This is a genomic window from Nocardia sp. NPDC006982 (genome assembly GCF_042869435.1).
Taxonomy (GTDB): domain Bacteria; phylum Actinomycetota; class Actinomycetes; order Mycobacteriales; family Mycobacteriaceae; genus Nocardia.
Genome location: NZ_JBIAFV010000024.1, coordinates 1 through 24,191, shown reverse-complemented (window position 1 = coordinate 24,191; position 24,191 = coordinate 1). Strand labels below are relative to the sequence as shown.

Below are 24,191 nucleotides of genomic sequence, written 5' to 3'. Positions count from 1 at the left end.
CGGGGGAGGGTGGTCCTGTCAATACCAGGAAGTGCCGTCCGATGGAAGAAGCGTCCCTGAACAGCAGCCGATTCGAGTGGCGAAGATCGAACACATCCGATCCGAAGGAGCAGCAAATGCGGACACTCATCGTCCACGCCCACCCCGAAACGCGCTCGCTCAACGGCGCACTGAAGGACATCGCGGTGACCACTCTGCGCGAAGCCGGGCACGAGGTACAGGTCAGCGACCTGTACCCGATGCGATGGAAGTCGACGGTCGACGCCGACGATTTCGGCGGGACGAGCGGCCCACTGCGGGTCGCCGCGGAATCCGGCCGCGCGTACGACACCGGAACGCTCACCGCCGATATCGTGGCGGAGCAGGAGAAACTGCGCTGGGCCGATACCGTGATCTTCCAATTCCCACTGTGGTGGTACTCGATGCCCGCAATTCTCAAGGGTTGGTTCGACCGGGTCTTCACATTCCACTTCGCCTATGGCGTAGGCGAACACAGCGACACCCGCTATGGCGACCGCTACGGCGAGGGCACTCTCGCGGGCAAGCGGGCCATGCTGTCGGTGACGATCGGAGGCCGCGAACCGCATTACACCGACCGCGGTATCAACGGCCCCATAGATGACCTGCTCTTCCCGATCCAGCACGGCATCCTCTACTACCCCGGCATGGACGTCCTGCCGCCGTTCGTGACCTACGGCGTGGATCGCTTCTCGCCTGAGGACTTCAGCGACACCGCCAAGGCGTGGGAGCAGCGCCTACTGTCGATCGAACAGACCGATCCGATCGCCTTCCGCACCCAGAACGGCGGCGACTACGAAATGCCCGCCCTGCGCCTGCGCGAAGGTCTGGAACCCAAGGGCCGCACGGGATTCGGACTGCACGTTCGTGCCTGATCCGAGGGGCAATGCTGAGTTCACGCCGCGCACGTAATCGAAGCGAAAACGTGCGCGGTGCCGTTGCGCGGTGTCGCATGACACGACGCGATGCAATCTCCTGACCCAGGGCTGGACAACCGATCACCATGTATCGGTGGCGGCAAATGTCGAGAGTGCCCCTCCACCAGCGCATTCTCGTCAGGTGGTCACGCAGTTGCAGGCGCGGGGTCGCGGGAGTGACGGCTCGGGCGCCGTTCCGTAGCGGTCTATGGGCCGACGGGGAGCGTGCTGGCCGCATGGGTTCAGAGCTTGCGGCCGGCTGCTGGGATCAGGAGGGGGTGGGCGAAGTGGTAGATCTGTTCTGCGGCATCGAATTCGGTGGTTACGGCCGCGCCGGGGGAGTCGGCCCATTCGGCGGGGACGGGTGTGCCCGGCCAGGTGTGGCCGCCGGCGAATACTGTCCATGCCGTGACCTGTGTCCCGCCGACGCCGCCGGTCATCGTGTGTCGGCCCGAGTGCTCGGTCGTGATCGTGCCACCGTCGTGCCAGCAGCGATCGAGTGCCTGCCAGTGACGAGCGGTTTCGATCAATCCCAGTGTGCGGCCGCGAGGTTCGCCGTTCACTCCGTGGCGGCGCGAGTGGCCGCCGGTGATCGGTTGAATCGGGTCGGCGTCACCATTGATGAGCATTGCCGATACCGCATGGGTGGGCCGCATATCCAGCAATGCCGCCGGGAAGCCGCCGGCGACCGCAGCGAATACCGGGACTCGATCGGCGGCTTCCAATGCGAATCGGTGAGACATGAATGCGCCGTTGGATATCCCGGCGACAAGTGTCCGATCCGGTGCGGTGCCGAACTGGTCGGCGCACCAATCGATTACCGCGTGCAGAAACGACACGTCGTCCACCCCGGCCTCGTCGGCCGCTGTGACACCGCGCCCATCGGCCCAGCAGCCACCGTGACCGTCTGGATACGCGACGGCGATGCCCCATTCGTCGGCATGGGCGGCAAAACTGGTCCAGTCGTACATGATCGGCCTGGTGTACTTCCGCGCACTATCCGAGTGATTGCCGTGCAGCACCAACACCAGCGGCGCATTCCGTTCACGCGGCGGACGCACGGCGAAGCTGCGTGCAAGCCCGTCAACGGCCAACTCACCGGTCACCAACTCATCGCTCACCAGCCGAGGTATACCACCGCCCTCACCTCGGCCAGGTGAGAAGTTTGTCCCGGAGCCGTATTCAGTTCGATGGATGCCGCTGCGTCCGCGCATCATCGGCTGCGGCGGCACCTGTAGCCACCGATCGCGCCACGGCAGCCATTCGCCGTGCTGGGCGGTACAGGTTGCACTGCTCGGTTTCATGCATCGACAAGATGTGCGGCGCTGCGCTGCGCCCAGCGCGCGATCGGTCCAATGCAGAGTCCAGCGGTCAGGAATATGCCGCCGAGCAGAACCCATCCTGCCTGGCCTCGGTCGATGCAGAGCACACTGAGCAGAGCTGGGGCAGCGGCGATGAAGACGCCGGTTCCCATGCCGAAGATCCCCTGATAGCGGCCTTGTGCATGTTCCGGTGCCAGCGCGAAACCGAGTTCGAATTCGCCTGCGGCGTGGGCGATCTCGCCCAATGTGTGCACTATTACCGCGAGCGTCAACACCAGCATGGCGAATACCGGCGAGCCTGTGGCGCTGACGCAGAACAGCAGGCAGCCCAGCGTCAGCAGGACGGCAGCCTGGCGGGTGATCGTGATTGCGTCGGCGATGGAATCGACGCGACGGCCCGCTCGGACCTGGAGGCCGACGACGAGCAGTGTGTTCGTCAGCAGCAGCGGCGAGACCAGCCAGGCCGAAGCGGCGGTGTGGGTGAGGATCCACAGCGGCAGCGCGACGGTGAGCACCGCATACTGCAGCGACAGCACGCCGTATAACCCGGTGACGGCCAGGAACGGCAGGTCCAACCTGCCGGGGCGCACAGTATGGTCGCGGTCGGGCCGAGGCAGCGGGGGCTGTCGTGGCATACGAGCGATGACCAGCGCGGTGAGCAGGAAACTGGCGGCATCGACCAGGATCAGCGCCGAATACGCTGTGCGCGTATCGGATCGAATGGCCAGACCCGCACCGGCGGCACCCAGAGCCACGCCGATATTGGTGACGGATCGCAGATAGCCGCGCAACCGCGCTCGCGCATCCCCGCCGATCCGTGCGATCAGCGCACCACGCACCGCTCGGCTGCCCTGCTCGGCGATCCCGACCGCGGCCGCGACGAGCACGAACACCGCGAAACTATGAACCAGGACAAGACTTCCGGTGGCCAGGGCCTCGGCAGTCAACGTGACCAGATAGATCTCGCGCGCACCCAAGCGGTCGGCGAGATGACCCACCAGCGGCCCGGCGCCCAATCCGGTTACGCCCGCGATCGTCAGTCCGATTCCAACGTCGGTGCCGCTCAGCCCGACCGAGCGGGTCAGAAAGAGCACCGTACCGGCAAGATACAGACCGTTGCCGATGGCGGTGATCAGCACCGCGCAGGCCAGTGCCCGAGCGGCCCCGCTCACCACAGGATCATGGCTTCCGCAGGTCTGGGACAGGGCAGATCCGCCCATGCCCCGAGCGGAATATCGCCGAGCGCGCCGATGAGCGCCAACGCCGTATTCGCATGGGTGACCACGACGAGCCGCCCGGTGGTACGTGGCTGCTCGGCGCAATGGTCGAGCACTACCGGGACGGCCCGCCGCGCCACCGCCGCCAGTCCTTCCCGGCCGTCGAACGCGCCGATGTCACCGGCCAGCCAGCGCGCGTAGCCATCCCGGTTGGTACCGGCGATTCGGCCGCGCGTACGGCCTTCCCATGATCCGAGTGATTCTTCGCGCAGCCCGCTGTCGATCGTGATGCCGTGTGGGTCGAGTTCGGCGGCAAGCGCGATCGCCGCGGCGGTTTGTCGTGCCCGGGTCAGGTCGCTGCTCAGGATGCGTTCGGGGGGCGGTCGCCGCAGTGCCCTGCCGAGTTCGGCCGCACGGGTCCGCCCCTCCGCAGACAGGGGGATGTCGGTGTGACCGCTGAATCGCCCCGCTCGTGACCATTCGGTCGGGCCGTGCCTGGCAATGACGATCTGCCAATCAGGTGCGGCCACCGGAGCCGCCCGAGACATCGATGGAACTGCCGGTCACATAGGAGCAGATCGGCGAAAGTAGCAGTGCCGCAACGGGAGCCACCTCCCGCGGTGTTCCGAAGCGTCCCAGCAGTATGCCCCGGCGGCCTGCCTCGCCCGCGGACCAGTCCGCGAACGGCTCGGCCGAGTTGGCGGCCAGGTAGCGGGCGTGCTGGCGGTCGGTCGTGATCGCGCCGAGGCTGATCGCATTGACCAGAATGCCGGACGGTGCCAATTCGACGGCGAGCGAACGGGTCAGGTTGGCCACGGCCGCGCGCGTGGCGCTGACGGCGGCCATGCCCGGATCGGGCGCGTGCGCGGTGACACCGTTGACGACCACCACCCGTCCGGCGTCCGACTCGCGCAACGCGGGCAGCGCCGAGGTGACCAAGTTCAGCACCGATCCCACCTTCACCTGGAATTGGTTGTGCCACTCCGACTCCGGTGTGCTCAGCACGCCGCCGGAGATTCCGGCTCCGGCATTGGCCAGCACACCGTCGAGCCGTCCGAATCGTTCGAGCGCCCGTGCGACGGCCTGTTGGAGGGCATCCGCATCGCGGACGTCGGCGGTATGCGTCAGCAGCCGGTCGGCGTGCGCAGGTGGTAGTGCGGCCCGCATCTGCTCGAGCACCGCCGTGTCTCTGGCGCAGGTCGCGACAACGGCGCCCTCGGCGAGCAGCAGTGACACCACCGCTCGTCCGATGCCGCGGCTGCCGCCCGTGACGTAATAGGCGCGTCCGGCCAGTCCGAGATCCATTGCGGGTCAGCACCCTACCGTCGCGGACTCGGACAGCATGTGCTCGTCCAGCCACGCGATGACCGAGTCGTACACCCGTCGCACACCGATATGGTCGTCGTCCGCCAGCAGCGCATCGATCACATAATCGGATACCTTCGCGGCCCGTCCAGGGCGATCATCCCGGTGGAAGCGCACGACACCGGGCAAATCGCAGCGCAGGCCAGGGGGAAGCGATCGCGGGGACCGCGGCACCACGATATCCCCATAGCAGCGGCCGGATTCGGGCATTGCGCGTTCGATCGGCACGTCGATGCCAGCCTGCCCGAGACAGGAGGCCCGGTTCAGATCGATACCGAGTGCTTCGCCAGCGATCAGGTTCAGATTGCCGCCACCGGTGCGGCAGGCGATCTCGCAGAGCATCGGGCCGTGGCGGGGATGATCGAAGAGCTCGCAATGAAAACTCATGGTCTCCTCCGGGGCGGGCAGTGCGCGCAACAGCCGGGAGAGGTACTCGCGGGCGGCCGCGACGCGCGGATCGTCGGCGTCGAGTAGCAGAATGCCATGCGGCGCCAGCTCGACCAGCGAGTGCAGGCAGGTCCGGGTGTATGCCCCGACCATGACGGCCTGGAGCTGTCCGGCTCGCATCAATCCGTCCACCGAAAGCATCGGCGCCGCAACCCATTCCTCGACGAGATAGTCGGTGGGATCGTCACATGAGAGCGCGCGGGCTTGCACCCAGGACTCGATCTCGGTCCGGTCGCGCAACACGACGACGCCGACCGAACCAGACCCGTCGACCGGTTTGACCACGACACCGTCTGGGTGGCCGTCCGCGAAGTCCATCAAGGTGGAAACGGAGTCGACGAGCCGGTGCTCCGGAACGCGCAGCCCGGCCCCGCCTGCCAGTGATTTCATGACGGACTTGTTCCGAAACGCGGTGGCCGATGCCAGTCTCTGCCCCGGAATATCGAGGTGGTCGCGAAGTTCGGCGGCTCGGACGAGATCGCATTCGCTCAGCGCGATGATCCGGTCGAAGGGCTCTTCGGCATGTGCGGCCGCCACCGCTTGATCGACAGCTCGGTTGCGCTTCCAAGCCGGAAAGAGACGCGAGGTCGAGTATTGGTGTGCCCCAGCGAGAAATGTGCGACTCGCGGCGGTGTCCTCGGCGAAAAGTGTTGTCTGGATGCCGAATTCCGATAGCCAGCCATCGTAGCGATGTGTGGTCAGCGGTTTCTTCGACAGCACCGCCACCCGATGCGAACGCTGCCGGGTCAATTCAGCCACCGAACCTTCTCGGCCCACCAGTGCGTCGTCTCCCGGATTCGCTCCCGCACCTGTTCGGCGGTGTCGGCATGCACCGCGACCGCCGCCGCCGAATGCGCGGCGTACTCGGGACCGTGTGCGAAAGTGCCTGCGGGCATGTGCAATTCGATCTCGGTCCCGGGAATCGGACAGACACCCGTTGGCGGCTCGAATCGGCCGTGTCCGGGTGGAAAAAGTACCCAGCCGGCCGCGCGCCTGGGTGCGGTGGGTTGATGCCTCAGTTCGAGGCCGAGCCCGCACTGCCCGCGCAGATTCTCCCGGGACAGATGCACACCGAACGCTTCCCGATAGGTGCGGGCAATGAGGGCGCCACCGGTTCGGGAGGCGACCTCACAAAGCACCGGCCTTCCGTGCGCCGGTATCCACGCCTCCAGGTGGAAGCTCGTCGGGAATGCGGGCGTCGGCAGGGCGCGGTGAACATCTGCGGCAAAGCGTTGCAGCAGAGTGGTTCTCGGGTCATTGCGGGCGAGCAGCACGCTGGACAGCTCCGACTCCCTCTGTGCGGCTTCGGCATTGCCGCTGTTGTACTGGCTAGGCCAGCAGTGCACGACCGCCGCGTCGGCCATGACGCCGTCCACATGGAAAAAGTCGCCGTCGACGTATTCCTCGGCAATCCACCGCCCGCAACGCTGTGGTGCCGCGGGCAATTCGCCCGATGCCAGGAATGCGGTGACATCGCCGCCGTTGCGCAGGATGCGCACCCCGATGGACGCGGAGCCGCGACGCGGCTTCACCACGACCGGCAACCCGGCCTCCTCGACGAACTCGATCAGGTCGGTAGGCCGATCGATGGCCCGCCGCCGGGGGACAGCCACTCCGGCCCGCACCGCCGTATCCTTCATGATCAGCTTGTCGCGGTAGGCGTGTGCGGATTCCAGTGTCTGCCCTGGCAATCCGAGCCGACCACGCAGCCGTGCACTGCGCAGCACATCGTCCTCACTCGAACTGGCGACGAGACCGATTCGGTGTTCGCGCGCTGCACATTCGGCCGTCCACTCCGTAAACCACGATTGGTAATCCGGTACGGTCCGGCATTCACGAAACCGGTCGCGCACGTCCGCGCCGATATCCGCCAACGCCCCGGGCACGGTGACGAGAACGGTGTCGGTCACGACCTCCGCGAGCCACTCGTGCAGCGGGCGCTCGATGAGCGGTTTGCGCGAGAGCAGCAAGATCCGCTGCGGCGCAGACTCATTCGGCATTGACGACAGCCAGTGGTAACAGTGTCGCCGGTTTCCACTCGGGCGCGGGGTTCACCACCCCGGTCGGGGACGACCAGTTCAGCCGGGCCGGGCACGACGCGACACCGTGGGTGTCCATAATCCGCGGATACAACTCGCGGCGACGCTGCACGCACGCGAGCAGGCCACCGTCCTCGGGAAACCAGCTGCCCAGGTATTCGTCGGAGAAATTGCATACGAGCGCATGGCCGCAGGGCTCACAGTAGATCTTGGCCACATTGGCGCAATCCTTGACCGTGAATCCGAGGTTCCGTGCGGGCGGATAGCAGGAGACGGTCACCTCCGGACCGCCAGGCTGCTGGATTTCGTCGTAGAGCTCTTCCATGATGCCGGTGAACCGATCGAACAGTACCGAGGGGCTCAGGCTCAGCTCGGTCTGATTGGTCGCCGCTAGTCCGGACGGAATCCAGGGCTTGATCTGCACGACATCGACGCCGATCTCGCGCATGATGCGATAGATCTTCGGTGCCTCGTCGAAGTTGTGCTTGCCGAGCCCGATTCGGATGAACACCCACAGACCGGCCGCCTTGGCCAGCCGGATATTGCGCAGGATCAGCTCGGCGTCATCGGATTTCGAACCCTTCATCAGGGTCGCGAGCCGCGCGGCATCGGCCGTGTTGTAGGTGACCTTCACCCCGGACAACTTCATATCGACCAGTCGGGCGATCCGCTTCTCGTTCAGCAACGTGCCGTTGGTTACCAGGCGCGTGGTGATGCCGCGTTCGCCCAGCGGGCGAAAGACCTCCTCGACCAGATCCAGTGCCATCAAGGGCTCACCGCCGGTGCCGTAGACCGCCTCGGGCCGTTCCGGCTCGGTGGGCGAATCGATCCAGTCGAACAGCGACCGCGCGAAGCGCCCAGCGTCCAACGGATTCAACCGTTTCCCGATGTAATCCTCGTTCACACAGAAGATGCACGACCGATTGCAGCCGTCGAGAAATTTGACTTCGACGCCGTCGACGGGAAGGTAACCGGCCAAGTCGGTCTGCGGGAAGTTCTCGACCCGGAACTTGCGGTATCTATCCGGAAGCGGGTCCCGCTCGCTGGCCATCACGATATCTCCTCTGCTGGAGTCGATTTCGCAGTCGCTGCGCCCCACAGACGGCCGCCCACTCGTCGCATTGACTCGCAAAGGCATTGGGGTGCAAGGAAAGCAGGCCCACTTCGAGCCAGAAGAGATTGTCCGTCATCGGCCCGATGACGGATCTTCCCCGCACTGAGAAATCGGGTACAGAGGGTGTCGCGATTCGGTGTGGTCGATCGACCTACTGCGGAGTCTCTTCGGCGTTCATGGGAAGTCGCGGATCGATCGCCATATCGGTCCAGGTGCCGCGCAGCCACGTCTGCGCCGGGTCGTCGCTGATCCGCCAAGCCCGCTCCGGTCCGGGACCGGCCATGATGTTCAGGTAGTACATGTGATAGCCGGGTGCGGCGATGGACGGGCCGTGGTAGCCGTGCGGCACCAGCACCACATCGCCGTCGCGGACCTCTTCCAGCACATCGATCGGTCGCTCAGGGGTCCCGTACACGCGGTGATAGCCGAAGCCCGGCGAATCGTCTGCGCCACGGGCGAATTCGAAATAGTAGATCTCCTCGAGCGGCGTCTCGGTATCGGAGAGCTCGTCGTGTTTGTGCGCCGGATACGACGACCAGTTCCCGCCCGGGGTGATCACCTCGCAGGCGATGATCGAATCGGCCTCGAAGGTGTCCGCGGTCGCGAAATTGTGCACTTGGCGACTGCAATTGCCCGCACCGCGCAACTCCACGGCCACCTCGGCGGCGGGCACATAGCGGAACGGCAGTTGCTGCTGGGCACGTGCGCCACCGAGCGCGAACCGCCCACCGTCGGTACTGGTCACGGTGTAGGCGCTATCGCGTCCGATGTAGGCGAAATCGGTCGGGCCGTCGAAAACGTCGTCACGCCCAGCTAATTCGAACGACTCGCCGGCACTGGCCACGGTGCACGAACCGGACAGCGGAACCACCACGATCTCATCGGCACGGCTGTGCGTGCGATGCGATTGCCCCGGCGCGAGCTCGATGACGTGCAGGCTGGCGTGATCCCACTCGGCCGCCTCCTGGGTGAGCGCCACCGTGTACGGCGCGCGATAGGTGCGGGCGGCGGGCACGTAATGCTTGCTGTGCATTGCGATCACCGCACCAGCGATACGGCAGTATCGACCGCGCCCGCGACATCGTCATCCGGCGGATAGAGCAGCGCACGGCCCACAATGAGGCCCCGAACACCGGGCAGCGCAAGGGCTTTCGACCAGCGCGCGAAGGTTTCGTCCAGGCCGGTCTGCGGATCGCCGCCGAGCAGCAGGGTGGGCAGGGTGGTGGCGTCCATGACTCGCTCCATCTCCGCGACGACGGGCAGCTTCAGCCAGGTATAGGCCGAAGTGGAGCCCAATCCCTGCGCCAGGTGCACGCTCTTGATGACCGCATCCGGTGACAGATCGTTGACCACCTTGGTCCCCGGCCCGTCGGGCCGATGCGATATGAACGGCTCGAGCATCGCGGCCAAACCGAGGGCGGCGAGCTCATCGATGGCGGTGGCGCTCGCGGTCATCATCGACAGCGTGCCCGGATCGGTGAGATCGAACCGGTTGAGCATCTTCGCGCCGTTGAGTCCGGCCGCGGCGGTCGCCCGCGCGGTATATCCGGTCATCCGGTCGTCGAGTTCGAAATCCGCGCCCGCGATGCCACCGCGGTTCATGGAGCTGAAGACGACCTTGTCCTCGAGTGCGCCGAGCAGCAGCAGATCCTCGATGATGTCCGCGGTGCCGAGCACACCGTCCACGCCCGGCCGGGCCAATGCCGTGACCAGTCGGTCCAACAGTTCCCTGCGGCTGTTCATGGCGTAGGGGTTGCCGGACGCCGCCAGCGCGCCGCGGGCCGGGTGGTCGGCGGCGATGATCATCAACCGGCCGTCGCCGCGCACCAGACCGCGACGGGTCCGCGTGGCGAAGGCTCTGGCGATGGCGCCGGGATCGGCCGCACGCAACTCGGTCAACTCGGCATAGGACCGCACTCCTTCGCCACCCCTCGTCGAATCGCCGCGCGACGCCACTTTCATTTCCGGGCCTTTCCAATCAATGACAGCGCGACGAGATCGTCGATTTCGGCGCTGGTCGGCATGGCGGTGGAGCATTCGAGCCGGGCGGCCACAATGGCCCCGGCGGCATTGGCGCGGCGCAGGACGGTCTCCAGCTCCCATCCGGCCAGCAGGCCGTGACACAGGCTGCCGCCGAAAGCATCGCCCGCGCCGAGGCCGTTGCGCACCTCGACGGTTGCCGGGGGCACCGCGACGGATTCGTGGCGGGTCTTGCCGAGCACCCCATCCGGCCCCTGTTTGACGATGGCCAGTTCGACACCCAGATCCAACAGTGCGTCGGCGGCGCGATGCGGATCGGTCTCGTCGACCGCGATGCGGCACTCCTCGCGGTTGCCGACCGCCACCGTGACCTGGGTCAGAGCCTCGCGTACCTGTGTGCGGGCCTGTTCCTCGTCGGCCCAGAACATCGGCCGGTAGTCCAGATCGAGTACGGTGAGCGGCCGCCGTTCCCGGATCGACCACGCATCGAAATGTGCTGCACGAGAAGGCTCTTGGGACAGACCGGTGACAGTCGACCAGTACACGCCCGCACCGCGGATGATGTCGGGATCGACTTGGCCGCCGGTGATCTGCAGGTCCGGCGCGCTGGGTTCGCGGTAGAAGTACAGCGGGAAATCGTCAGGCGGGAAGATCTCGCAGAAGGTCACCGGGGTCGGCAGGCGATCGGTGGTCTGCACGAGGCCATCTGATACGCCGAGCCGGACCAGTTCGCGCCGCACGTATCGACCGAAGGGATCGGCGCCGACGCCGGACCACAGCGCGGTGCGCCGACCGAGTCGCGCCGCCGCGACGGCGACATTGGCGGCACTGCCACCGAGGAACTTGCCGAAAGTCTCGACATCTTCCAGGCCCACTCCGGATTGGAGCGGATAGATGTCGACGCCGACCCGACCGGTCGACACGACCTCGAATTGAGCGTTCACAGGCTGACTCCAGGGTTCGGGCCTCGGGGGACGGGCATAGCCGCGTATCCAGACTTTGCGCCCGTCATACCCGCTTGTCAAGACTTTGTCAGGACATACTTACTTACGGACATATTCAACAAGAACTGCTCGTTGTGATTTACAGTGGAAGAAACCGGCGCTCACCTGCGCCCGCTCGCCCCGAGGAGCCGACGATGCCCGCGCCACTGGATGTCGCGATCGACCGCTCGAGCCCGGTCCCGCTGTATTTCCAACTGGCACAAGGCATCGAGAACGCGATCCTGAAAGGTCGGCTCGCCCCGGGGGATCGCCTCGAGAACGAGCTCGACCTTGCCAAACGGCTGAATCTGTCGCGGCCGACCGCGCGGCAGGCAATCCAGGCGCTGGTCGACAAAGGGCTGCTGATGCGCAGGCGCGGGGTGGGCACCCAGGTGGTGCAGAACCAGGTGCGTCGGCCGGTCGAATTGACCAGTCTGTACGACGATCTGCTCACCGCAGGTCAGGAACCGACCACAGAATTGCTCGACTATCAGCTCGGCGCTCCGGATCCGGATATCGCCAGCGAACTCGGCGTGCCCGAGGACGCTCGCTTCGTGACCTTCCGCAGGCTGCGCCGTGCCGGGAGTGAGCCGCTGGCGGTCATGACCAATTACGTGCCCGCTGAATTCGCACCCGCGCCCGATCAGCTCGAACTGCACGGATTCTATGAATGCCTGCGGGCCAAGGGAATTCACATCGCACTGGCGCGCCAGCGGATCGGTGCGCGCGGTGCCACCAGGGCCGAGGCGCAACTGCTGGACGAGCGCACGAACGCGCCGCTGCTGACCATGCAGCGGGTCGCCTTCGATGATTCCGGGCGTCCCATCGAAATGGGCAGGCATGTCTACCGGGCCTCGCGCCATTTCTTCGATACCACGGTGCTGAGTCGCTGACCTGCTGAGCAGGCAACTTCGGTAACGTAATTCCCAGCACTGGAAAGTCGACCTGCTGGTATCGGAGCATAAACTCTGACCATATGACGATGGCGATGGATGCTTCGTGGCGGAACTGGCTAGCCGAAAACCTCGCACGGGGTTGTTCAGTCGAATCGGTAGTCGAATCGATGATCAGGGGTGGTTTCGACAAGGATGTGGCCGCCGCGGCGGTGCGCACTTTGCTGGCGGGAGAGATTCCAGGCTCCTCGGGCTACGAATACGACACCTGTCCCGTTTCGCCTGATCGAATTATTCATGCTCACGACCGCTCGATCTACCCGATGTTGCGGCTGGAACGGCCGCAGCTGATTCTGTTCGGCAATGTGCTCTCCGTCGAGGAATGTGATCAGGTGATCGAGTTGTCCGAAGGTAAATTGCAGCGGTCCACGATCGTCGATCCCGACACCGGGCGTTTGGAGACAATTAGGAATCGCTCCAGCGAAGGCACGTATTTTCAGTTGTCCGAGAACCCTTTGATCGACCGGCTCGATCGGCGGATCTCCGCCCTGATGAACTGGCCGATGGAAAACGGTGAGGGGCTGCAAATTCTGCGGTACGGGGTCGGCGGCGAGTATCGTCCCCATTTCGATTACTTTCCGCCGGACCAACCCGGCCACGCCGCTCATATCGCTCGCGGTGGTCAGCGGACGGCCACTCTCGTGGTCTATCTCAATGACGTCGAAGGCGGCGGTGACACCGTCTTTCCGGAGGCAGGTATTTCGATTTTCCCGCGCAAAGGCCAAGCAGTCTATTTCCGATACTTCAATAACCTCGGACAAGTCGACCCGAAGACAAGGCACGCCGGAGCACCGGTCCTCGCCGGCGAAAAATGGATCATGACCAAGTGGATGCGCCGCTACCCTTACTCTGGCTGAGGTGCGAAACGCTGACTGCGTTCCGCACGACTCACCGAGCAGCACGTGCACATCTGAACCTGGGATGAAACGTCTTCTGTTACGGCTGCTCTCGGGTTTCGGAGCGGCTCGCCATGTGCACGAGGATGAGTCCGACGGCGGCGAGGAGGAAGTTCTGCAGCGCCGCCGATGTGGCGTTCACTTGTTTGTTCGCCCACATCCGGAACCACTCACCGCCGATGGTGAGGAAGCCGCCCGCGAACAGCAGCACGGCCATGGTCCAGCCGAGGCTCGACAACTTCGCTGCCAGTGCGGTTCTGGCGGAATTCCGGCCGATCAGTGCCCACCAGCCGGTCACTGCCCCCGCGAGCAGCACGAAGCCGGTCAGATACTCCCAGGTCACGATAAGGATGTAGGCGATAAGGACGACCGTGCTGTTGGTGATGGCATGCCAGTCGACGCCGGAATGGTGGATCGTGGCTTGCATCGACAGCACCGCCTGCACGCCGCGCCGGTTGGTATCGGTGTCGATGCAGTTGGTCACCGCGACGATCAGGTAGTACAGCGCGGTGATCGATGCCAGCACCGTCACGGCCGTATCCCGGCTCCCGGCCACATCCAGGAACCGCTTACCACTCAGACCCATATCCGCCACCTCGGTTGATCTGGCACAAGATTCGAGACCGCCGCATGCTACGCCGAACCGACAGCCCGGGCCATCATACTTCAATATGCGTGATTCGAAATGCTTTGCTTCGCAAGGGGGTTCGCCACCTCGTCGATTGCCCGCGGCGGAGAATCTCGCAACCGTTGCGGATCCGGTGATCACGGTGTGGTTGCTGCGTTTCGGCATGCGGCAGACTTCTCGCAGCGTGCCCCGACGAAGTGCGGCGGTGGACTATCGAGTCCACCGCCGCGCTCATGTTATCGGGATGTGTTGGGCCGCAGCGGATTACTGACCGGGCTGGCACTGCGGCGGCGGGCCGTGCGGATGATCGCCGGGCGGCGGGCCGTCCGGGTGGTCGCCAGGAAGGCTGGCACTGCTGTCCGGGCACCGGCGCCTGGGGTCCGTCGGCGCTCGTCGCACCGGCTCCGATGCCGAGCATGCCGCACGCGACGGCATCGGCCGCCGTGCGCCGGTTGGTCGGTCCCTGCCAGCTTCGATTTGAATCCTCCCCCGCCTGAAGGCGGGGGATTCCTGGCTCATGCTGCCGGTGGTTCGGCGAACGACCTGGTCTTGCGCAATCAACACCAGCAGGGAGGAAACCAGCCCTGTTCAGCATCACACCCGCGGAGTTCTTATCCCTGGGGGATTTGTATCCGCAGTGCTCGCACCAGAAGGTGCGTTCAGACAGCAGGAGGCGATGCTTGGCTCTCGCCCCGCACATCCGGCAATCCATGGTCGTATGTGCGGGGTTCACCAGCCGCACATCCCGGCAGTGCTTTCGGCCCATCTCTAGCATCGCTGTTTTCGTCGCACCGATCGCAGCGTCCGCTGCTTTCCGCGCCATCGTCGTCTTGGCGAGGAACTTCGGTTTGAAGTCCTCCACAGCGACCCGGTCGAAATCCTGCACAATGGCTTTCGCCCACTTGCGGGCGGTGTCCTGCCGCTGCCGCGCCACCTTCTTATGCAGCTTCGCCGCCAGCTGTTTAGCTTTCCGATAGCGGCGTGAGCCCTGCTGTCCGCGTTTCGGTTTCCGCCGCGCCATCATCCGCTGGTAACGGGCAAGCTTCACTGCCGCTTTCTTCCCGAACGCCGGGTGTGGCAGGTCGTGGGAGTCGCTGGTCGTGGTGGCGATCTCCTTTACGCCCCAGTCGATCCCGATCGCTTGCCCTTTCGCGGGTAGCGGCTGGGCCTGGGCGGGGACAACGAAGCTGGCGTACCAGTGGCCGATGCTGTCGCGGTAGACACGGACACTGGACGGCGCGGCCGGTAGCTCCCGCGACCACACCGGACGCACAACCAGACCTCCAGCCAGATGAAGACCGCCGTCCACGAGACGGAAACCACGCAGCGTGTAGTTCAGGGTCGGATCAGCGACATCCTTCTTCTTGAACCCTGGCATCCCCGCCCGTCGGCGTTGCGGCACACGGTCTTTGATGTCTTTCACCGCTTTCGCGCGGGAGCGGCCGAAGTCGCGGATGGTCTGTTGTTGCGGAACCGATGCCCCGTCGCGGAGCCAGTCGTGTTCACCACGCCAACCGGTGAGCTTCTTGTCGAGGGCCGCGGGGCCAATTTTCTCTCCTCCAGTGCGTCGCCGGGATTCGGCGACGCACTGGTTCCATACCCACCTGCAACGGTCCCACTCGGCGATCAGGGTGCGGCAGGCGGTGGTGGAGAGCCTTAGCCGGTACGTATACCGTGCGTGCCCGGCCTCGCCCCCATCGCTCATATGTTCGATTGTAGCGGTTGTCGGTGCATGAGCGCAGTTCGATGGCGACCTAACCACATCCACCTGTAGATCAACTGGATCGGCTGGGTGCGCGCTCACAGCCGACACATAGTTTCGGCACAGTTACCCCCCCCAGCGTTCGCGGTCATGGTAGGACGATGTCCGCGATGAGCGCCGGGAACGGGCCGGCCGAACGAGTTGTCATGCGCCGCGCCGAAGGCAGCGCCATCACCGTGCTGGTCGTCGACGACGAGCCCGTGCTGGCCGACATGATGTCGATGGCCCTGCGGTACGAGGGGTGGGAGGTCAGCACCGCGGGCGATGGTCGAACGGCCGTCGCGAAGGCGCGCGAGGCCCGCCCGGATGTGGTGGTGCTCGATGTGATGCTGCCGGATATGACCGGACTCGAGGTGCTGCGCAAGCTGCGCGTACAGCTGCCGTACCTGCCGGTGCTCTTACTGACCGCAAAGGATTCGGTCGAGGACCGCATCGCCGGGCTGACCGCGGGCGGCGACGACTACGTCACCAAACCCTTCAGCATCGAAGAGGTGGTGCTGCGGCTGCGTTCGCTGCTGCGCCGCACCGGCGTTGCCACCGAGGACAGCGGCGCACAGCTGGTGGTCGGCGATCTGGTACTCGACGAGGACAGTCACGAGGTCACCCGGGCCGGTGAGCTGATCGTGCTGACCTCCACCGAATTCGAATTGCTACGTTTCTTCATGCGCAATCCCAAGCGGGTGCTGAGCAAGGCGCAGATCCTGGGCCGGGTGTGGAGTTACGACTTCGGCGGCCGGTCCAACATCGTCGAGCTTTATGTCTCGTATCTGCGCAAGAAGATCGACAGTGGACGGGCACCGATGATCCACACCCTGCGCGGTGCCGGATATGTCCTCAAGCCCGCGAACTGAAGTGGCGCGCCGGGTGCTGAAGCCGCGGCGCTGGTCGCTGCGGGCCCGCCTGTTGGTCGGTCAGGTGCTGTTGCTGGTGATCGTGGTCGTCGGTATCGGTGCCGCGACCGAATTCGCATTACAGCAGTTCCTGGTGCATCAGCTGGACACCGAACTGGTCGATGTGCAGAAGCGTTCACTCGGTGATGTCGGCGGCGGTCCGAGTCTCGGGCCACGACCCAGCGGCCAGCCGTCGATGCCGCCTCCGCTGCCTCCGCCGCCATCGGGTTCCGGTCCGGGACCGGATTTTCTGGACCGGCGTGGCATCCAGCCCGACACGATCGGCGCCATCGTCCATGAGGGGAGCGTCACCAAGGCGGGCCGAATCGGTGCCGACGGGGCGCAGCGTGCCCTGACCCATACCGCACAACAGCAGCTTGCCGCGGTGCCGGCCAATGGGAAGCCGGTCGATGTCGCGCTCGACGGTCAGGGTCGCTATCGAGTGGTCGCGGATACGGCTTGGTCGGGCGAGATCGTTGTCACCGGTATGCCGTTGACGGCGGTCGACGCCACCCTGCTGCGCGTCCTGCTGATCCTCGGGATCGTGACGGCGATCGTGTCGATCATCGCGATCACGTTCGGTATCTGGCTGATCCGGCACGCGCTGGCACCACTGGATCGAGTCGCGGCGACGGCCGCGCGGGTGGCCGATCTGGAACTGGATCGCGGCGAAGTCGTACTGCCCGTGCGGGTTCCGGCCGCGGACGCCGATCCGCGCACCGAGGTCGGGCAGCTCGGTTCGGCGGTGAACCGCATGCTCGATCACATCACCAGCGCGTTGTCGGCGCGCCACGACAGCGAGACCCGGGTCCGGCAATTCCTCGCCGATGCCAGTCACGAACTGCGTACCCCGCTGGCCGCCATTCGTGGCTATGCCGAACTGGCGCAACGTAAACGGGCCGAGGTGCCCGGCGAGGTCGCCTATGCGATGGGACGGGTGGACTCCGAATCCCGGCGCATGACGGGTCTGGTCGAGGACATGCTGTTGCTCGCGCGATTGGATTCCGGACGTGGGCTCGAGCATGAGCCGGTGGATCTGACCCAGCTGACGGTGGACGCGGTGAGCGACGCGCATATCGCCGGTCCCGAACACCGCTGGGATCTGGAACTGCCCGACGAGCCGGTGGTGGCCACCGGTGACGCGGCCAGGTTGCATCAGGTGCTCACCAATCTGCTCACCAACGCGCGGGTCCACACCAGTCCGGCACCACGGTGCTCACTTCGCTGGAATTCAACGGCGCCGGGGGAGCGGTGTGGCGGGTAACCGACGACGGTCCTGGCATCCCGGAAGCCTTGCAGCCGATGGTCTTTCAGCGTTTTGCGCGCGGTGACTCGTCGCGCTCGCGGCGGGCGGGCAGTACCGGTCTCGGGCTGGCGATCGTCGCGGCCGTCGTCAAGGCGCACGGCGGTGATATCTCCGTGGACAGTGCGCCCGGCCGAACCGAATTCACCGTGCGCCTGCCCGGTGCCACCGCCGCGAACTGAGCGCTGCGCCACACAGCGAACTCACAGTTACAGCAGAGCTGGCAACTACGTCAGGCCGCGACGATCGAAGCATGACGACAACATTGCTGGGAGCTCCTGCCGCCGCGGCGGTCGAGCCATCGGATGCGCGGCCATCCGGGCGCGGCCCGCTGCGGCGGCGGGTATCGCTCGCGGTGCTACTCATCGCGACAGCACTGCTGTATCTGTGGAATCTCGGTGCCAGCGGCTGGGCCAACGACTTCTACGCCGCCGCGGTGCAGGCCGGTTCGCAGAGCTGGAAGGCGATGGTGTTCGGTTCCAGCGATGCGGCCAACGCGATCACCGTCGACAAGACCCCCGCAGCGCTTTGGGTGATGGATATTTCGGCACGGCTGTTCGGCTTCAACTCCTGGAGTCTGCTGGTGCCGCAGGCGCTCGAGGGCGTTGCGGTGGTCGCGGTGCTGTACGCGGCGGTGCGCCGCGTCAGCGGTCACTGGGCCGGGATGCTGGCCGGTGCGGTGCTGGCGCTGACACCGGCGGCGACGCTGATGTTCCGATTCGACAATCCGGACGCACTGCTGGTGCTGCTGCTGACCGTCGCGGCCTACTGCGCGCTATGGGCCATCGAAAAGGACAGCGGTGCTTGGTGGTTGCCGCTGGCCGGTGTCGCGGTCGGCTTCGGCTTCCTGGCGAAGATGATGCAGGCATTCCTGGTGCTGCCCGCCTTCGCGCTGGTGTATCTGCTCGCCGCGCCTGCGCCGCTGCGCACCCGGATCGTTCGATCGCTCGCGGCGGTGCTCGCGATGGTGGTGTCCGCGGGCTGGTATCTGGCGCTTGTCACGCTGTGGCCCGCGTCTTCGCGGCCCTATATCGGTGGCTCCCAGCACAACAGCGTGCTCGAACTCGCGTTGGGCTACAACGGTTTCGGCCGATTGACCGGTAACGAGACCGGCGGCCTCGGGAACCTGAACTTCGATGTCGGCTGGGCCCGTTTGTTCGGCGCGGAAATGGGCGGCCAGATCGCCTGGGTGCTGCCCGCCGCATTGATCCTCGGCGTTGCCGGACTGTGGCTCACCCGTCGGGCCCCGAGCACCGATCGGACCAGGGCGGCGCTATTGCTGTGGCTGGGCTGGCTGATCGTCACCGGCGTGGTGTTCAGCTACGCCAATGGCATCCTGCACCCGTACTACACGGTGGCGCTGGCACCGGCGATCGCGGTCGGTGCTGGCCTATTGTGGCAGCGCCGCAACGATATTCGGTCGACGGCAGTACTGTCCGGTGCACTGGTGGTGACCGTCGTGCTGGCCTGCGTCCTGCTCGCACGGACCCGCGACTGGCTGCCGTGGCTGGGACCGGTGGTCGCGATCGCCGGTCTCGGAGCGGCGGCATTGCTGCTGGTAGTCGGTCGGTTGCCGAAGGCCGTTGCGACTGGTGTCCTCGCGGTCGCGGTGGCTGTCGGCCTGGCCGCACCCGGTGCTTATTCACTTGCCACTGCGGCGACTACACACAGCGGTGCGATTCCGTCCGCAGGACCGGCCGGTGCGGGCCGGTCCTTCCTGGGCGGCGGGCGACCGAGCGGCACCGATGGCGGCGCGGGCGCGCTGGGCGGTGGGGCGGCTGCGCCGGGCGGAGGAGCGGGCGCGCCGACCGGCACCGATGGTGGTACGAGTGTGCCAAGCGGCACCAGCGTTGGGGCGGGTGCGCTGGGCGGAGGAGCGGGCGCGCCGACCGGCACCGGCAGTGGGGCTGCTGCGCTGGGCGGTACCGGTGGTGGCGCGGGTGCGCTGGGCGGAACCGGCGGTGGCGCGGGCGCGCGAGGCGGCACCGGTGGGGGTACAGGTGGCGGCGCACCGATGGGCGGAATGTTCGGCGGCATATCTCGCCGCGCGCTCGTCATGCGATCATCCAGCTACGTAAGTGGGCGACGATGTCCGCGGGCTTGACGGTGATCGGCCGATGGCGCCGACCCAGGCGGTCGGTCAGAACGACTCTAATCGTGCCGTCTTCAGCGATCTTCGGACTTCCTTGTAGTCGGCGTGTTATTGCTCCCTGTTTCGCCAGGTCTGCGCGAATCATCAGTGCGGCCATGGCGAGGGCATCGCGGCGGCTACGGTGCATTGGTGCCACGCTGACACGAGTCAGCTGCGGCGTGAAGGTCAGTCTGGTGTAGCCGCAGTGCAGTTCGAATCTAATTTCGGTTTGCGCGGCGGCGTGTTGGGAGTCGGCGATCGGACGTGGCTGCCCTGTTTCGTCCATCGGGTTGCTCACGGTACCTCCCCTTGCGCCCATGTGAGCTGCTGGCATCGTCGTCAGCGAACGACGTTCCGGCAACTCCAGGGTATGTCAATGGCTTACGTCATTGGATCGTAACTAGACAGTTCAAGTCTGTCTATGTCTCGAGATGTCTAATCTGCCTACTGACCTCGCGTCATGCCTGACCAAAGGCTGGCCCGCCGGTCCCCGAATGGATAAAGCAGGAAAGCGCCCGCAACGTGGGCTTTCCCCCGCAAGAACTCCTCGACCTGCAGGTGCGGGCCCGCACCGAGCAACAGAGCGCGGCCTGGCGCACACGGTATGCGGTCCGCTCCGGCATCGAGGGCACCATCTGCGAATTCGCTCACGGCCACGGCATGAGAAGATGCCGCTACCGCGGCCAGACCAAAACCCACCTGCAGCACGTGTTCACCGCCATCGCCGTGAACATCGAACGCCTCAGCGCAGGACCGCTACCAGACGAACCATCCCCGCCGCGCCCGCCAACAGCCTTCCGAAACTACCTAGACCACAAGGGAGTTCCCCGACCACGGTCCTGGTGGGCGGTCAGCAGTTGATCTCGCAACTCACAAGATCACCGACAGAGTCAAGTTAGGGCTTGTTTCATTAGTGCTCGGCGGCGCTGAGGTTCTCGCTCGGCTGGTGTGAGTTGAAAGATGTTGTGCGCGTTGGTGTGTTGGTGCCCTGATGTGAGAGAGGTCTCCGGTAAGGGGTTTAGCGACCAAGCAAAACCCTGAAATACCGGAGAAATCGTGACCAGCGTATCGGTCGCGGGGCGCGCGGATCTGACCGATGCCCAATGGGCACGGCTGGAACCGGTGCTGCCCCGTGGTGTGAAGGCGGGCCGTCCGCCGAAGTGGACGAAACGGCAGCTCATCGAACGGGATTCGGTGGCAGACCCGCACCGGCACGCCATGGCGGGACGTGCCCATCCGGTACGGGCAGTGGCAGACGGTCTACGGACTGTTCCGGCGCTGGCAGCGTGGCGGGAGGTGGGCGTTGATCCTGAAAATGTTGCAGGCCTTCGCCGATGCCGTCGGTGCGATCATCTGGCAGATCAGTGGACTCCACCATCATGCGGGCCCACCAGCACGCCGCTGGCGCCCGCCGCGACGGTGATGGGCAGAAGCATCCGCCCGGCGGGGTCGAGGTCGAACCTGCCGACCACGCGTTGGGTTGCTCGCGTGGCGGCTGGACCACGATACTGCATCTGGCCTGTGAGCAGGGCTTGCGCCCCCTGTTGGACGAACACCAGGTCCGCACCTGGACCTCATGGCGACGCTGGACCCTGCTGTGCCTGCTCGCGCTCGCTGTGCTCACGGCCCTGGCCGTCCGAGCCGCCGCATCCACGACCGATACCGCCGCCCTGAGCCCGCTGACCCGCAACGAGATACGACACCTCCTCGTCATGCAGACCCCACCGATCCACAGCCTGAAATACGCCCTTGCCTGGTCGACCTGGCGAAGACGCCACCAACACCAAGCCCTCCTGGGTTACTACCAGCGCAGAACAGGCCAAGCAGCATGATCACGATCTACCGTTGGAGACTAATGGCCCGCGAGGCGTCCGGTCAGGTAGTGCTGGATTGAGGGCGCGACAATCGCGGTGAGGTCGTCCAGGTCGGTTGTGGCCAGTGGCTCCACGGCCAGGATGTAGCGCGCGATCGCCAGACCGACCAGGTGCGACGCCGCCAATTGCGTACGCAGCGCGACGTCGGCACGTTGATCGGCGGCGAGGATCGGAGCGAGGATCTCCGAGGTGAGAAATTCTCTGAGCAAGGCGGCCGCGTGGCCGTCGGTCACGCCGGAGGCGAGCGTCATGCGCAGCTGGCGGTTGGTCGTCGGGTTCTCCCATAATCCGAGGTAGAACCGCACCACACGCGCGCCGAGGTGGTCGCGGTCGGTATCGAGCAGCAGCAGCGGGAGGGTGCGGACGGCTTCCTCGGGCAGGCGCATCGACGCGGCGAACAAGGCGGCCTTGGTGCCGTGGACGTGATGCACCAGCGCGGCGTCCACGCCGGCCGCCGCAGCGATGCCGCGGATAGTCGCAGCCTTGTAGCCCTTTTGGGCGAACTGTTCGCGGGCGGCGTCGAGGACCTGCTCCTTCGTCGTGCCGGAACCGGTCGGAGTGGTGCCGCGAGGACGGCCTCGCCGCCGTCGTGTCTGCGGAGTCGTGTCGTCATCGGCCATATGGGAAGCATATAGCCGGTAAAATCATTATCTGTTGATTTTCTGGGCCTGAGCACCTAGAGTCCTGGTAGCGCCCGGTGTCGGGCGCTACCGGACGTCACAGATTTCGGACCGCGCGGTCTCTGCATCGGTCCGGGACGGAGTATTTCCATGGCAACGAACTCAGGAGATCGTGTGTCTGCCCGACCGCTCGCCCTGCTTCATCTTGTCAATGCGGTCCTGACGATCGCGGCGTTCGTCTTGGGGAACTTTTTCCCGCCGACGCTGTTCAAGTGGGTGGGTGTCGACATACACCACGACGCGTACCTGGCGCCGTACATGCTCGGCTCGGCCGAGTTGCCGATCGGGTTGATGAGTTTGGCGATTCTTCGAATCACCGATGCCCGCGCCGTTCGCGCGTGGTCGTTGGCGTGTGCCGTGTTTCACTTCGCGTCGGTGGGGTCCGAGTTGCACGCGGAAGCGCTGGGGATCGAAAGTGGCTCCTCTGCGTGGATCAACATAGCGCTGCGCACAACGCTCGGAATTCTGTTCCTGGTTCTGGGCGTGGTCCGAGTCCCTCGAGACCAGTCGGTGCGCTGGTAGCCAGGACTCCGCGTCGACCGCATTATGTGAAGTTGAGGACTGGAGACGACAATGCAGACCGTCGGTGCGCCGCTACCCAAGGCGACCCTGAAACCGCCGAACCCCAATGGATACGTGCTGCTGGCCGCCGTGGTGGACGCGTGGCCGGCGCCGCTTCCTCCGAGCCGGCGCAAGCGCGCCCTGCTGCGAAACATGAAGCGCAGTATCGCCGAGCTACGGCAACTCGCGGATATCCAGGCAGCCAACGTCTTCCAAGCGTTGCTGCGTCCTCCAGGGGAAGGCACGGCGCTGCTGCGTCGAGCAGGTATCAAGCCCGCCCGATATGACGTCGTGGTGTTGATCCGCACCACGGATCTCGTTGCGGCCGAGAACCTTCTCGACGACCGACGATTCGGTCGGTTGGTCAACGAGTTGACCGCGAACGCCCGCGGCGATGTGTACCGCATCGTGGCAGACAACGTGCGGAGAATCGAAGATGTCCCCGAGACAAGTCGAGAAGTCTTCCTGTTCAACTACTTCTATGCGGACGATCCGCGCGAACTCATCCCCGTGTGGGAATACACCGCCGGCTGGTTCATGGCGAACGCACACCTGCTGAACTCCACGGTGCTGCGTCCTGTCCATCCGGGACCGTACGGGATAGTCAATCACGCGAGCTGGCCACACCTGTGGACGTTCTTACCGCACTTGATCTTGCGGAGATCGTTCCGCCGCTACGTCCTGGGCAACTTTGCCGCGAACGGCATAGCGGCCCAGCCGATCGTCTATCGCCGCCTGTCACCGGCCCGGCCCGATCTGTGACGGCCGCTCGTAAGCACCTCCCTTTTCTCAGGTCGGTTCCCTCGAGGACGACCGCCATCACGGTGGCTCCACCCGCCTCGAACGCCTCCGTGTCTATGCTCGCAGCAGCGGCCACCGTGAATTCAGTTGTACTCAACACAAGCCCAACCGAATTACCCGGTGGCCGTGCCCTTTTCAGTCAGCGACACGCGGGCCACCACCACAGCTAGAAGCCCAGCTCAGCCGCACGTCACGATCTACCGCTGGAGTGCTAGTGCTGCGTTCCTCAAAGATCATGTATTTTGTTGTCTGACTTGTTGGTTCGGGTGTGATGGGGTGGGTTCTGCCGAAGGTGTTGGTTGCGCGGCCT

General features: G+C 65.4%; 24 protein-coding genes and 1 pseudogene. 11 read left to right on the top strand and 14 right to left on the bottom strand.

All coding sequences use genetic code 11. The annotated features are described in order from the left end of the window. Positions 1-116 precede the first annotated feature (116 nt). Positions 117-893, top strand: a complete 777-nt coding sequence (locus ACFYOW_RS44440) for an NAD(P)H-dependent oxidoreductase (protein WP_387297295.1) — start codon at positions 117-119, stop codon at positions 891-893. A gap of 284 nt (positions 894-1,177) precedes the next feature. On the opposite strand, the gene ACFYOW_RS44435 is transcribed toward ACFYOW_RS44440, so the two are convergent. From ACFYOW_RS44435 to iolC, 10 genes are all read right to left on the bottom strand, one after another. Further along, positions 1,178-2,056 carry an alpha/beta hydrolase family esterase gene (locus tag ACFYOW_RS44435; protein ID WP_387297293.1) on the bottom strand — a complete coding sequence of 293 codons (879 nt, stop codon included), beginning with the start codon at positions 2,054-2,056 and terminating at the stop codon, positions 1,178-1,180. 179 nt (positions 2,057-2,235) lie between these two features. Beyond that, complete coding sequence (locus ACFYOW_RS44430; RefSeq protein WP_387297290.1) at positions 2,236-3,429, bottom strand: MFS transporter; 1,194 nt, start codon at positions 3,427-3,429, stop codon at positions 2,236-2,238. Further along, positions 3,426-4,004 (bottom strand): histidine phosphatase family protein, encoded by a 579-nt coding sequence (locus ACFYOW_RS44425; RefSeq protein ID WP_387297288.1) that lies wholly within the window; start codon positions 4,002-4,004, stop codon positions 3,426-3,428. Before ACFYOW_RS44425 ends, ACFYOW_RS44430 begins: the two co-directional genes overlap by 4 nt. Beyond that, positions 3,991-4,779 carry an SDR family oxidoreductase gene (locus tag ACFYOW_RS44420; RefSeq protein WP_387297286.1) on the bottom strand — a complete coding sequence of 263 codons (789 nt, stop codon included), beginning with the start codon at positions 4,777-4,779 and terminating at the stop codon, positions 3,991-3,993. The genes ACFYOW_RS44425 and ACFYOW_RS44420 overlap by 14 nt, the downstream gene beginning before the upstream one ends. 6 nt (positions 4,780-4,785) lie before the next feature. Then, positions 4,786-6,045, bottom strand: coding sequence for an acetyl-CoA carboxylase biotin carboxylase subunit family protein (locus tag ACFYOW_RS44415; protein ID WP_387297284.1), 1,260 nt, complete (start codon positions 6,043-6,045; stop codon positions 4,786-4,788). Beyond that, positions 6,033-7,286 carry an acetyl-CoA carboxylase biotin carboxylase subunit family protein gene (locus ACFYOW_RS44410; RefSeq protein ID WP_387297282.1) on the bottom strand — a complete coding sequence of 418 codons (1,254 nt, stop codon included), beginning with the start codon at positions 7,284-7,286 and terminating at the stop codon, positions 6,033-6,035. The genes ACFYOW_RS44415 and ACFYOW_RS44410 overlap by 13 nt, the downstream gene beginning before the upstream one ends. Next, complete coding sequence (locus ACFYOW_RS44405; protein ID WP_387297280.1) at positions 7,276-8,376, bottom strand: radical SAM protein; 1,101 nt, start codon at positions 8,374-8,376, stop codon at positions 7,276-7,278. Before ACFYOW_RS44405 ends, ACFYOW_RS44410 begins: the two co-directional genes overlap by 11 nt. A gap of 214 nt (positions 8,377-8,590) precedes the next feature. Continuing rightward, on the bottom strand, positions 8,591-9,472 hold the full coding sequence (gene iolB, locus ACFYOW_RS44400; RefSeq protein ID WP_387297278.1) for a 5-deoxy-glucuronate isomerase: 882 nt from the start codon (positions 9,470-9,472) through the stop codon (positions 8,591-8,593). 5 nt (positions 9,473-9,477) lie between these two features. Further along, the gene (locus ACFYOW_RS44395) at positions 9,478-10,401 is read right to left on the bottom strand and encodes an aldolase (protein WP_387297276.1); all 924 of its coding nucleotides are present in this window, start codon (positions 10,399-10,401) and stop codon (positions 9,478-9,480) included. After that, on the bottom strand, positions 10,398-11,363 hold the full coding sequence (iolC, locus tag ACFYOW_RS44390) for a 5-dehydro-2-deoxygluconokinase (protein ID WP_387297274.1): 966 nt from the start codon (positions 11,361-11,363) through the stop codon (positions 10,398-10,400). Before iolC ends, ACFYOW_RS44395 begins: the two co-directional genes overlap by 4 nt. A gap of 194 nt (positions 11,364-11,557) precedes the next feature. On the opposite strand from iolC, the gene ACFYOW_RS44385 reads away from it, so the two are divergent. Together ACFYOW_RS44385 and ACFYOW_RS44380 are read left to right on the top strand one after the other, a co-directional pair. Then, positions 11,558-12,295: a GntR family transcriptional regulator gene (locus ACFYOW_RS44385; RefSeq protein ID WP_387297273.1), complete on the top strand. Its 738-nt coding sequence runs from the start codon at positions 11,558-11,560 to the stop codon at positions 12,293-12,295. 83 nt (positions 12,296-12,378) lie between these two features. Next, entirely contained in the window at positions 12,379-13,212 is an 834-nt protein-coding gene (locus ACFYOW_RS44380) for a 2OG-Fe(II) oxygenase (RefSeq protein ID WP_387297271.1), read from the top strand. 79 nt (positions 13,213-13,291) lie between these two features. Here the strand turns inward: ACFYOW_RS44380 and ACFYOW_RS44375 are convergent, their stop codons facing one another. After that, positions 13,292-13,837: a DUF2165 domain-containing protein gene (locus tag ACFYOW_RS44375; RefSeq protein ID WP_387297269.1), complete on the bottom strand. Its 546-nt coding sequence runs from the start codon at positions 13,835-13,837 to the stop codon at positions 13,292-13,294. A gap of 73 nt (positions 13,838-13,910) precedes the next feature. Then, complete coding sequence (locus ACFYOW_RS44370) at positions 13,911-15,584, bottom strand: RNA-guided endonuclease InsQ/TnpB family protein (protein WP_387297267.1); 1,674 nt, start codon at positions 15,582-15,584, stop codon at positions 13,911-13,913. Positions 15,585-15,787: 203 nt separating this feature from the next. Here ACFYOW_RS44370 and ACFYOW_RS44365 point away from each other — a divergent pair, with 203 nt between their 5' ends. The 3 genes and pseudogenes from ACFYOW_RS44365 (at position 15,788) to ACFYOW_RS44355 (ending at position 19,938) form a co-directional block, all read left to right on the top strand. Beyond that, positions 15,788-16,492 carry a response regulator transcription factor gene (locus ACFYOW_RS44365; protein ID WP_387297352.1) on the top strand — a complete coding sequence of 235 codons (705 nt, stop codon included), beginning with the start codon at positions 15,788-15,790 and terminating at the stop codon, positions 16,490-16,492. Continuing rightward, positions 16,470-18,016 (top strand): annotated as a pseudogene (locus tag ACFYOW_RS44360) (sensor histidine kinase). Before ACFYOW_RS44365 ends, ACFYOW_RS44360 begins: the two are co-directional and overlap by 23 nt. Before the next feature lie 71 nt (positions 18,017-18,087). Next, positions 18,088-19,938 carry an ArnT family glycosyltransferase gene (locus ACFYOW_RS44355; protein WP_387297265.1) on the top strand — a complete coding sequence of 617 codons (1,851 nt, stop codon included), beginning with the start codon at positions 18,088-18,090 and terminating at the stop codon, positions 19,936-19,938. Here the strand turns inward: ACFYOW_RS44355 and ACFYOW_RS44350 are convergent. Then, positions 19,889-20,263 carry a hypothetical protein gene (locus ACFYOW_RS44350; RefSeq protein ID WP_387297263.1) on the bottom strand — a complete coding sequence of 125 codons (375 nt, stop codon included), beginning with the start codon at positions 20,261-20,263 and terminating at the stop codon, positions 19,889-19,891. The genes ACFYOW_RS44355 and ACFYOW_RS44350 overlap by 50 nt on opposite strands. A gap of 200 nt (positions 20,264-20,463) precedes the next feature. Here ACFYOW_RS44350 and ACFYOW_RS44345 point away from each other — a divergent pair, with 200 nt between their 5' ends. The 3 genes from ACFYOW_RS44345 to ACFYOW_RS44335 all read left to right on the top strand — a co-directional run bounded on the left by ACFYOW_RS44345 (position 20,464) and on the right by ACFYOW_RS44335 (position 21,797). Next, entirely contained in the window at positions 20,464-20,826 is a 363-nt protein-coding gene (locus tag ACFYOW_RS44345; RefSeq protein ID WP_387297350.1) for a transposase, read from the top strand. A gap of 367 nt (positions 20,827-21,193) precedes the next feature. Then, positions 21,194-21,388: a transposase gene (locus ACFYOW_RS44340; protein ID WP_387297261.1), complete on the top strand. Its 195-nt coding sequence runs from the start codon at positions 21,194-21,196 to the stop codon at positions 21,386-21,388. Further along, positions 21,345-21,797 carry a hypothetical protein gene (locus tag ACFYOW_RS44335; protein ID WP_387297259.1) on the top strand — a complete coding sequence of 151 codons (453 nt, stop codon included), beginning with the start codon at positions 21,345-21,347 and terminating at the stop codon, positions 21,795-21,797. Before ACFYOW_RS44340 ends, ACFYOW_RS44335 begins: the two co-directional genes overlap by 44 nt. 20 nt (positions 21,798-21,817) lie before the next feature. Here ACFYOW_RS44335 and ACFYOW_RS44330 read toward each other — a convergent pair whose 3' ends face one another. After that, positions 21,818-22,459 (bottom strand): TetR family transcriptional regulator, encoded by a 642-nt coding sequence (locus ACFYOW_RS44330; protein ID WP_387297257.1) that lies wholly within the window; start codon positions 22,457-22,459, stop codon positions 21,818-21,820. A 174-nt stretch (positions 22,460-22,633) separates the two neighbouring features. On the opposite strand from ACFYOW_RS44330, the gene ACFYOW_RS44325 reads away from it, so the two are divergent. Both ACFYOW_RS44325 and ACFYOW_RS44320 read left to right on the top strand, forming a co-directional pair. Then, the gene (locus tag ACFYOW_RS44325; RefSeq protein WP_387297255.1) at positions 22,634-23,041 is read left to right on the top strand and encodes a hypothetical protein; all 408 of its coding nucleotides are present in this window, start codon (positions 22,634-22,636) and stop codon (positions 23,039-23,041) included. Between the two features lie 51 nt (positions 23,042-23,092). After that, complete coding sequence (locus ACFYOW_RS44320; protein ID WP_387297253.1) at positions 23,093-23,842, top strand: hypothetical protein; 750 nt, start codon at positions 23,093-23,095, stop codon at positions 23,840-23,842. Positions 23,843-24,191 lie beyond the last annotated feature (349 nt).

Coding starts and splice junctions, on each gene's coding strand:
- ACFYOW_RS44405 (WP_387297280.1), bottom strand. CDS start 8,376: ATGGCCAGCGAGCGGGACCCGCTTCCGGATAGATACCGCAAGTTCCGG.
- ACFYOW_RS44395 (WP_387297276.1), bottom strand. CDS start 10,401: ATGAAAGTGGCGTCGCGCGGCGATTCGACGAGGGGTGGCGAAGGAGTG.
- ACFYOW_RS44410 (WP_387297282.1), bottom strand. CDS start 7,286: ATGCCGAATGAGTCTGCGCCGCAGCGGATCTTGCTGCTCTCGCGCAAA.
- ACFYOW_RS44320 (WP_387297253.1), top strand. CDS start 23,093: ATGCAGACCGTCGGTGCGCCGCTACCCAAGGCGACCCTGAAACCGCCG.
- ACFYOW_RS44335 (WP_387297259.1), top strand. CDS start 21,345: ATGCGGGCCCACCAGCACGCCGCTGGCGCCCGCCGCGACGGTGATGGG.
- ACFYOW_RS44380 (WP_387297271.1), top strand. CDS start 12,379: ATGACGATGGCGATGGATGCTTCGTGGCGGAACTGGCTAGCCGAAAAC.
- ACFYOW_RS44365 (WP_387297352.1), top strand. CDS start 15,788: ATGCGCCGCGCCGAAGGCAGCGCCATCACCGTGCTGGTCGTCGACGAC.
- ACFYOW_RS44440 (WP_387297295.1), top strand. CDS start 117: ATGCGGACACTCATCGTCCACGCCCACCCCGAAACGCGCTCGCTCAAC.
- ACFYOW_RS44330 (WP_387297257.1), bottom strand. CDS start 22,459: ATGGCCGATGACGACACGACTCCGCAGACACGACGGCGGCGAGGCCGT.
- ACFYOW_RS44375 (WP_387297269.1), bottom strand. CDS start 13,837: ATGGGTCTGAGTGGTAAGCGGTTCCTGGATGTGGCCGGGAGCCGGGAT.
- ACFYOW_RS44385 (WP_387297273.1), top strand. CDS start 11,558: ATGCCCGCGCCACTGGATGTCGCGATCGACCGCTCGAGCCCGGTCCCG.
- ACFYOW_RS44370 (WP_387297267.1), bottom strand. CDS start 15,584: ATGAGCGATGGGGGCGAGGCCGGGCACGCACGGTATACGTACCGGCTA.
- ACFYOW_RS44420 (WP_387297286.1), bottom strand. CDS start 4,779: ATGGATCTCGGACTGGCCGGACGCGCCTATTACGTCACGGGCGGCAGC.
- iolB (WP_387297278.1), bottom strand. CDS start 9,472: ATGCACAGCAAGCATTACGTGCCCGCCGCCCGCACCTATCGCGCGCCG.
- ACFYOW_RS44355 (WP_387297265.1), top strand. CDS start 18,088: ATGACGACAACATTGCTGGGAGCTCCTGCCGCCGCGGCGGTCGAGCCA.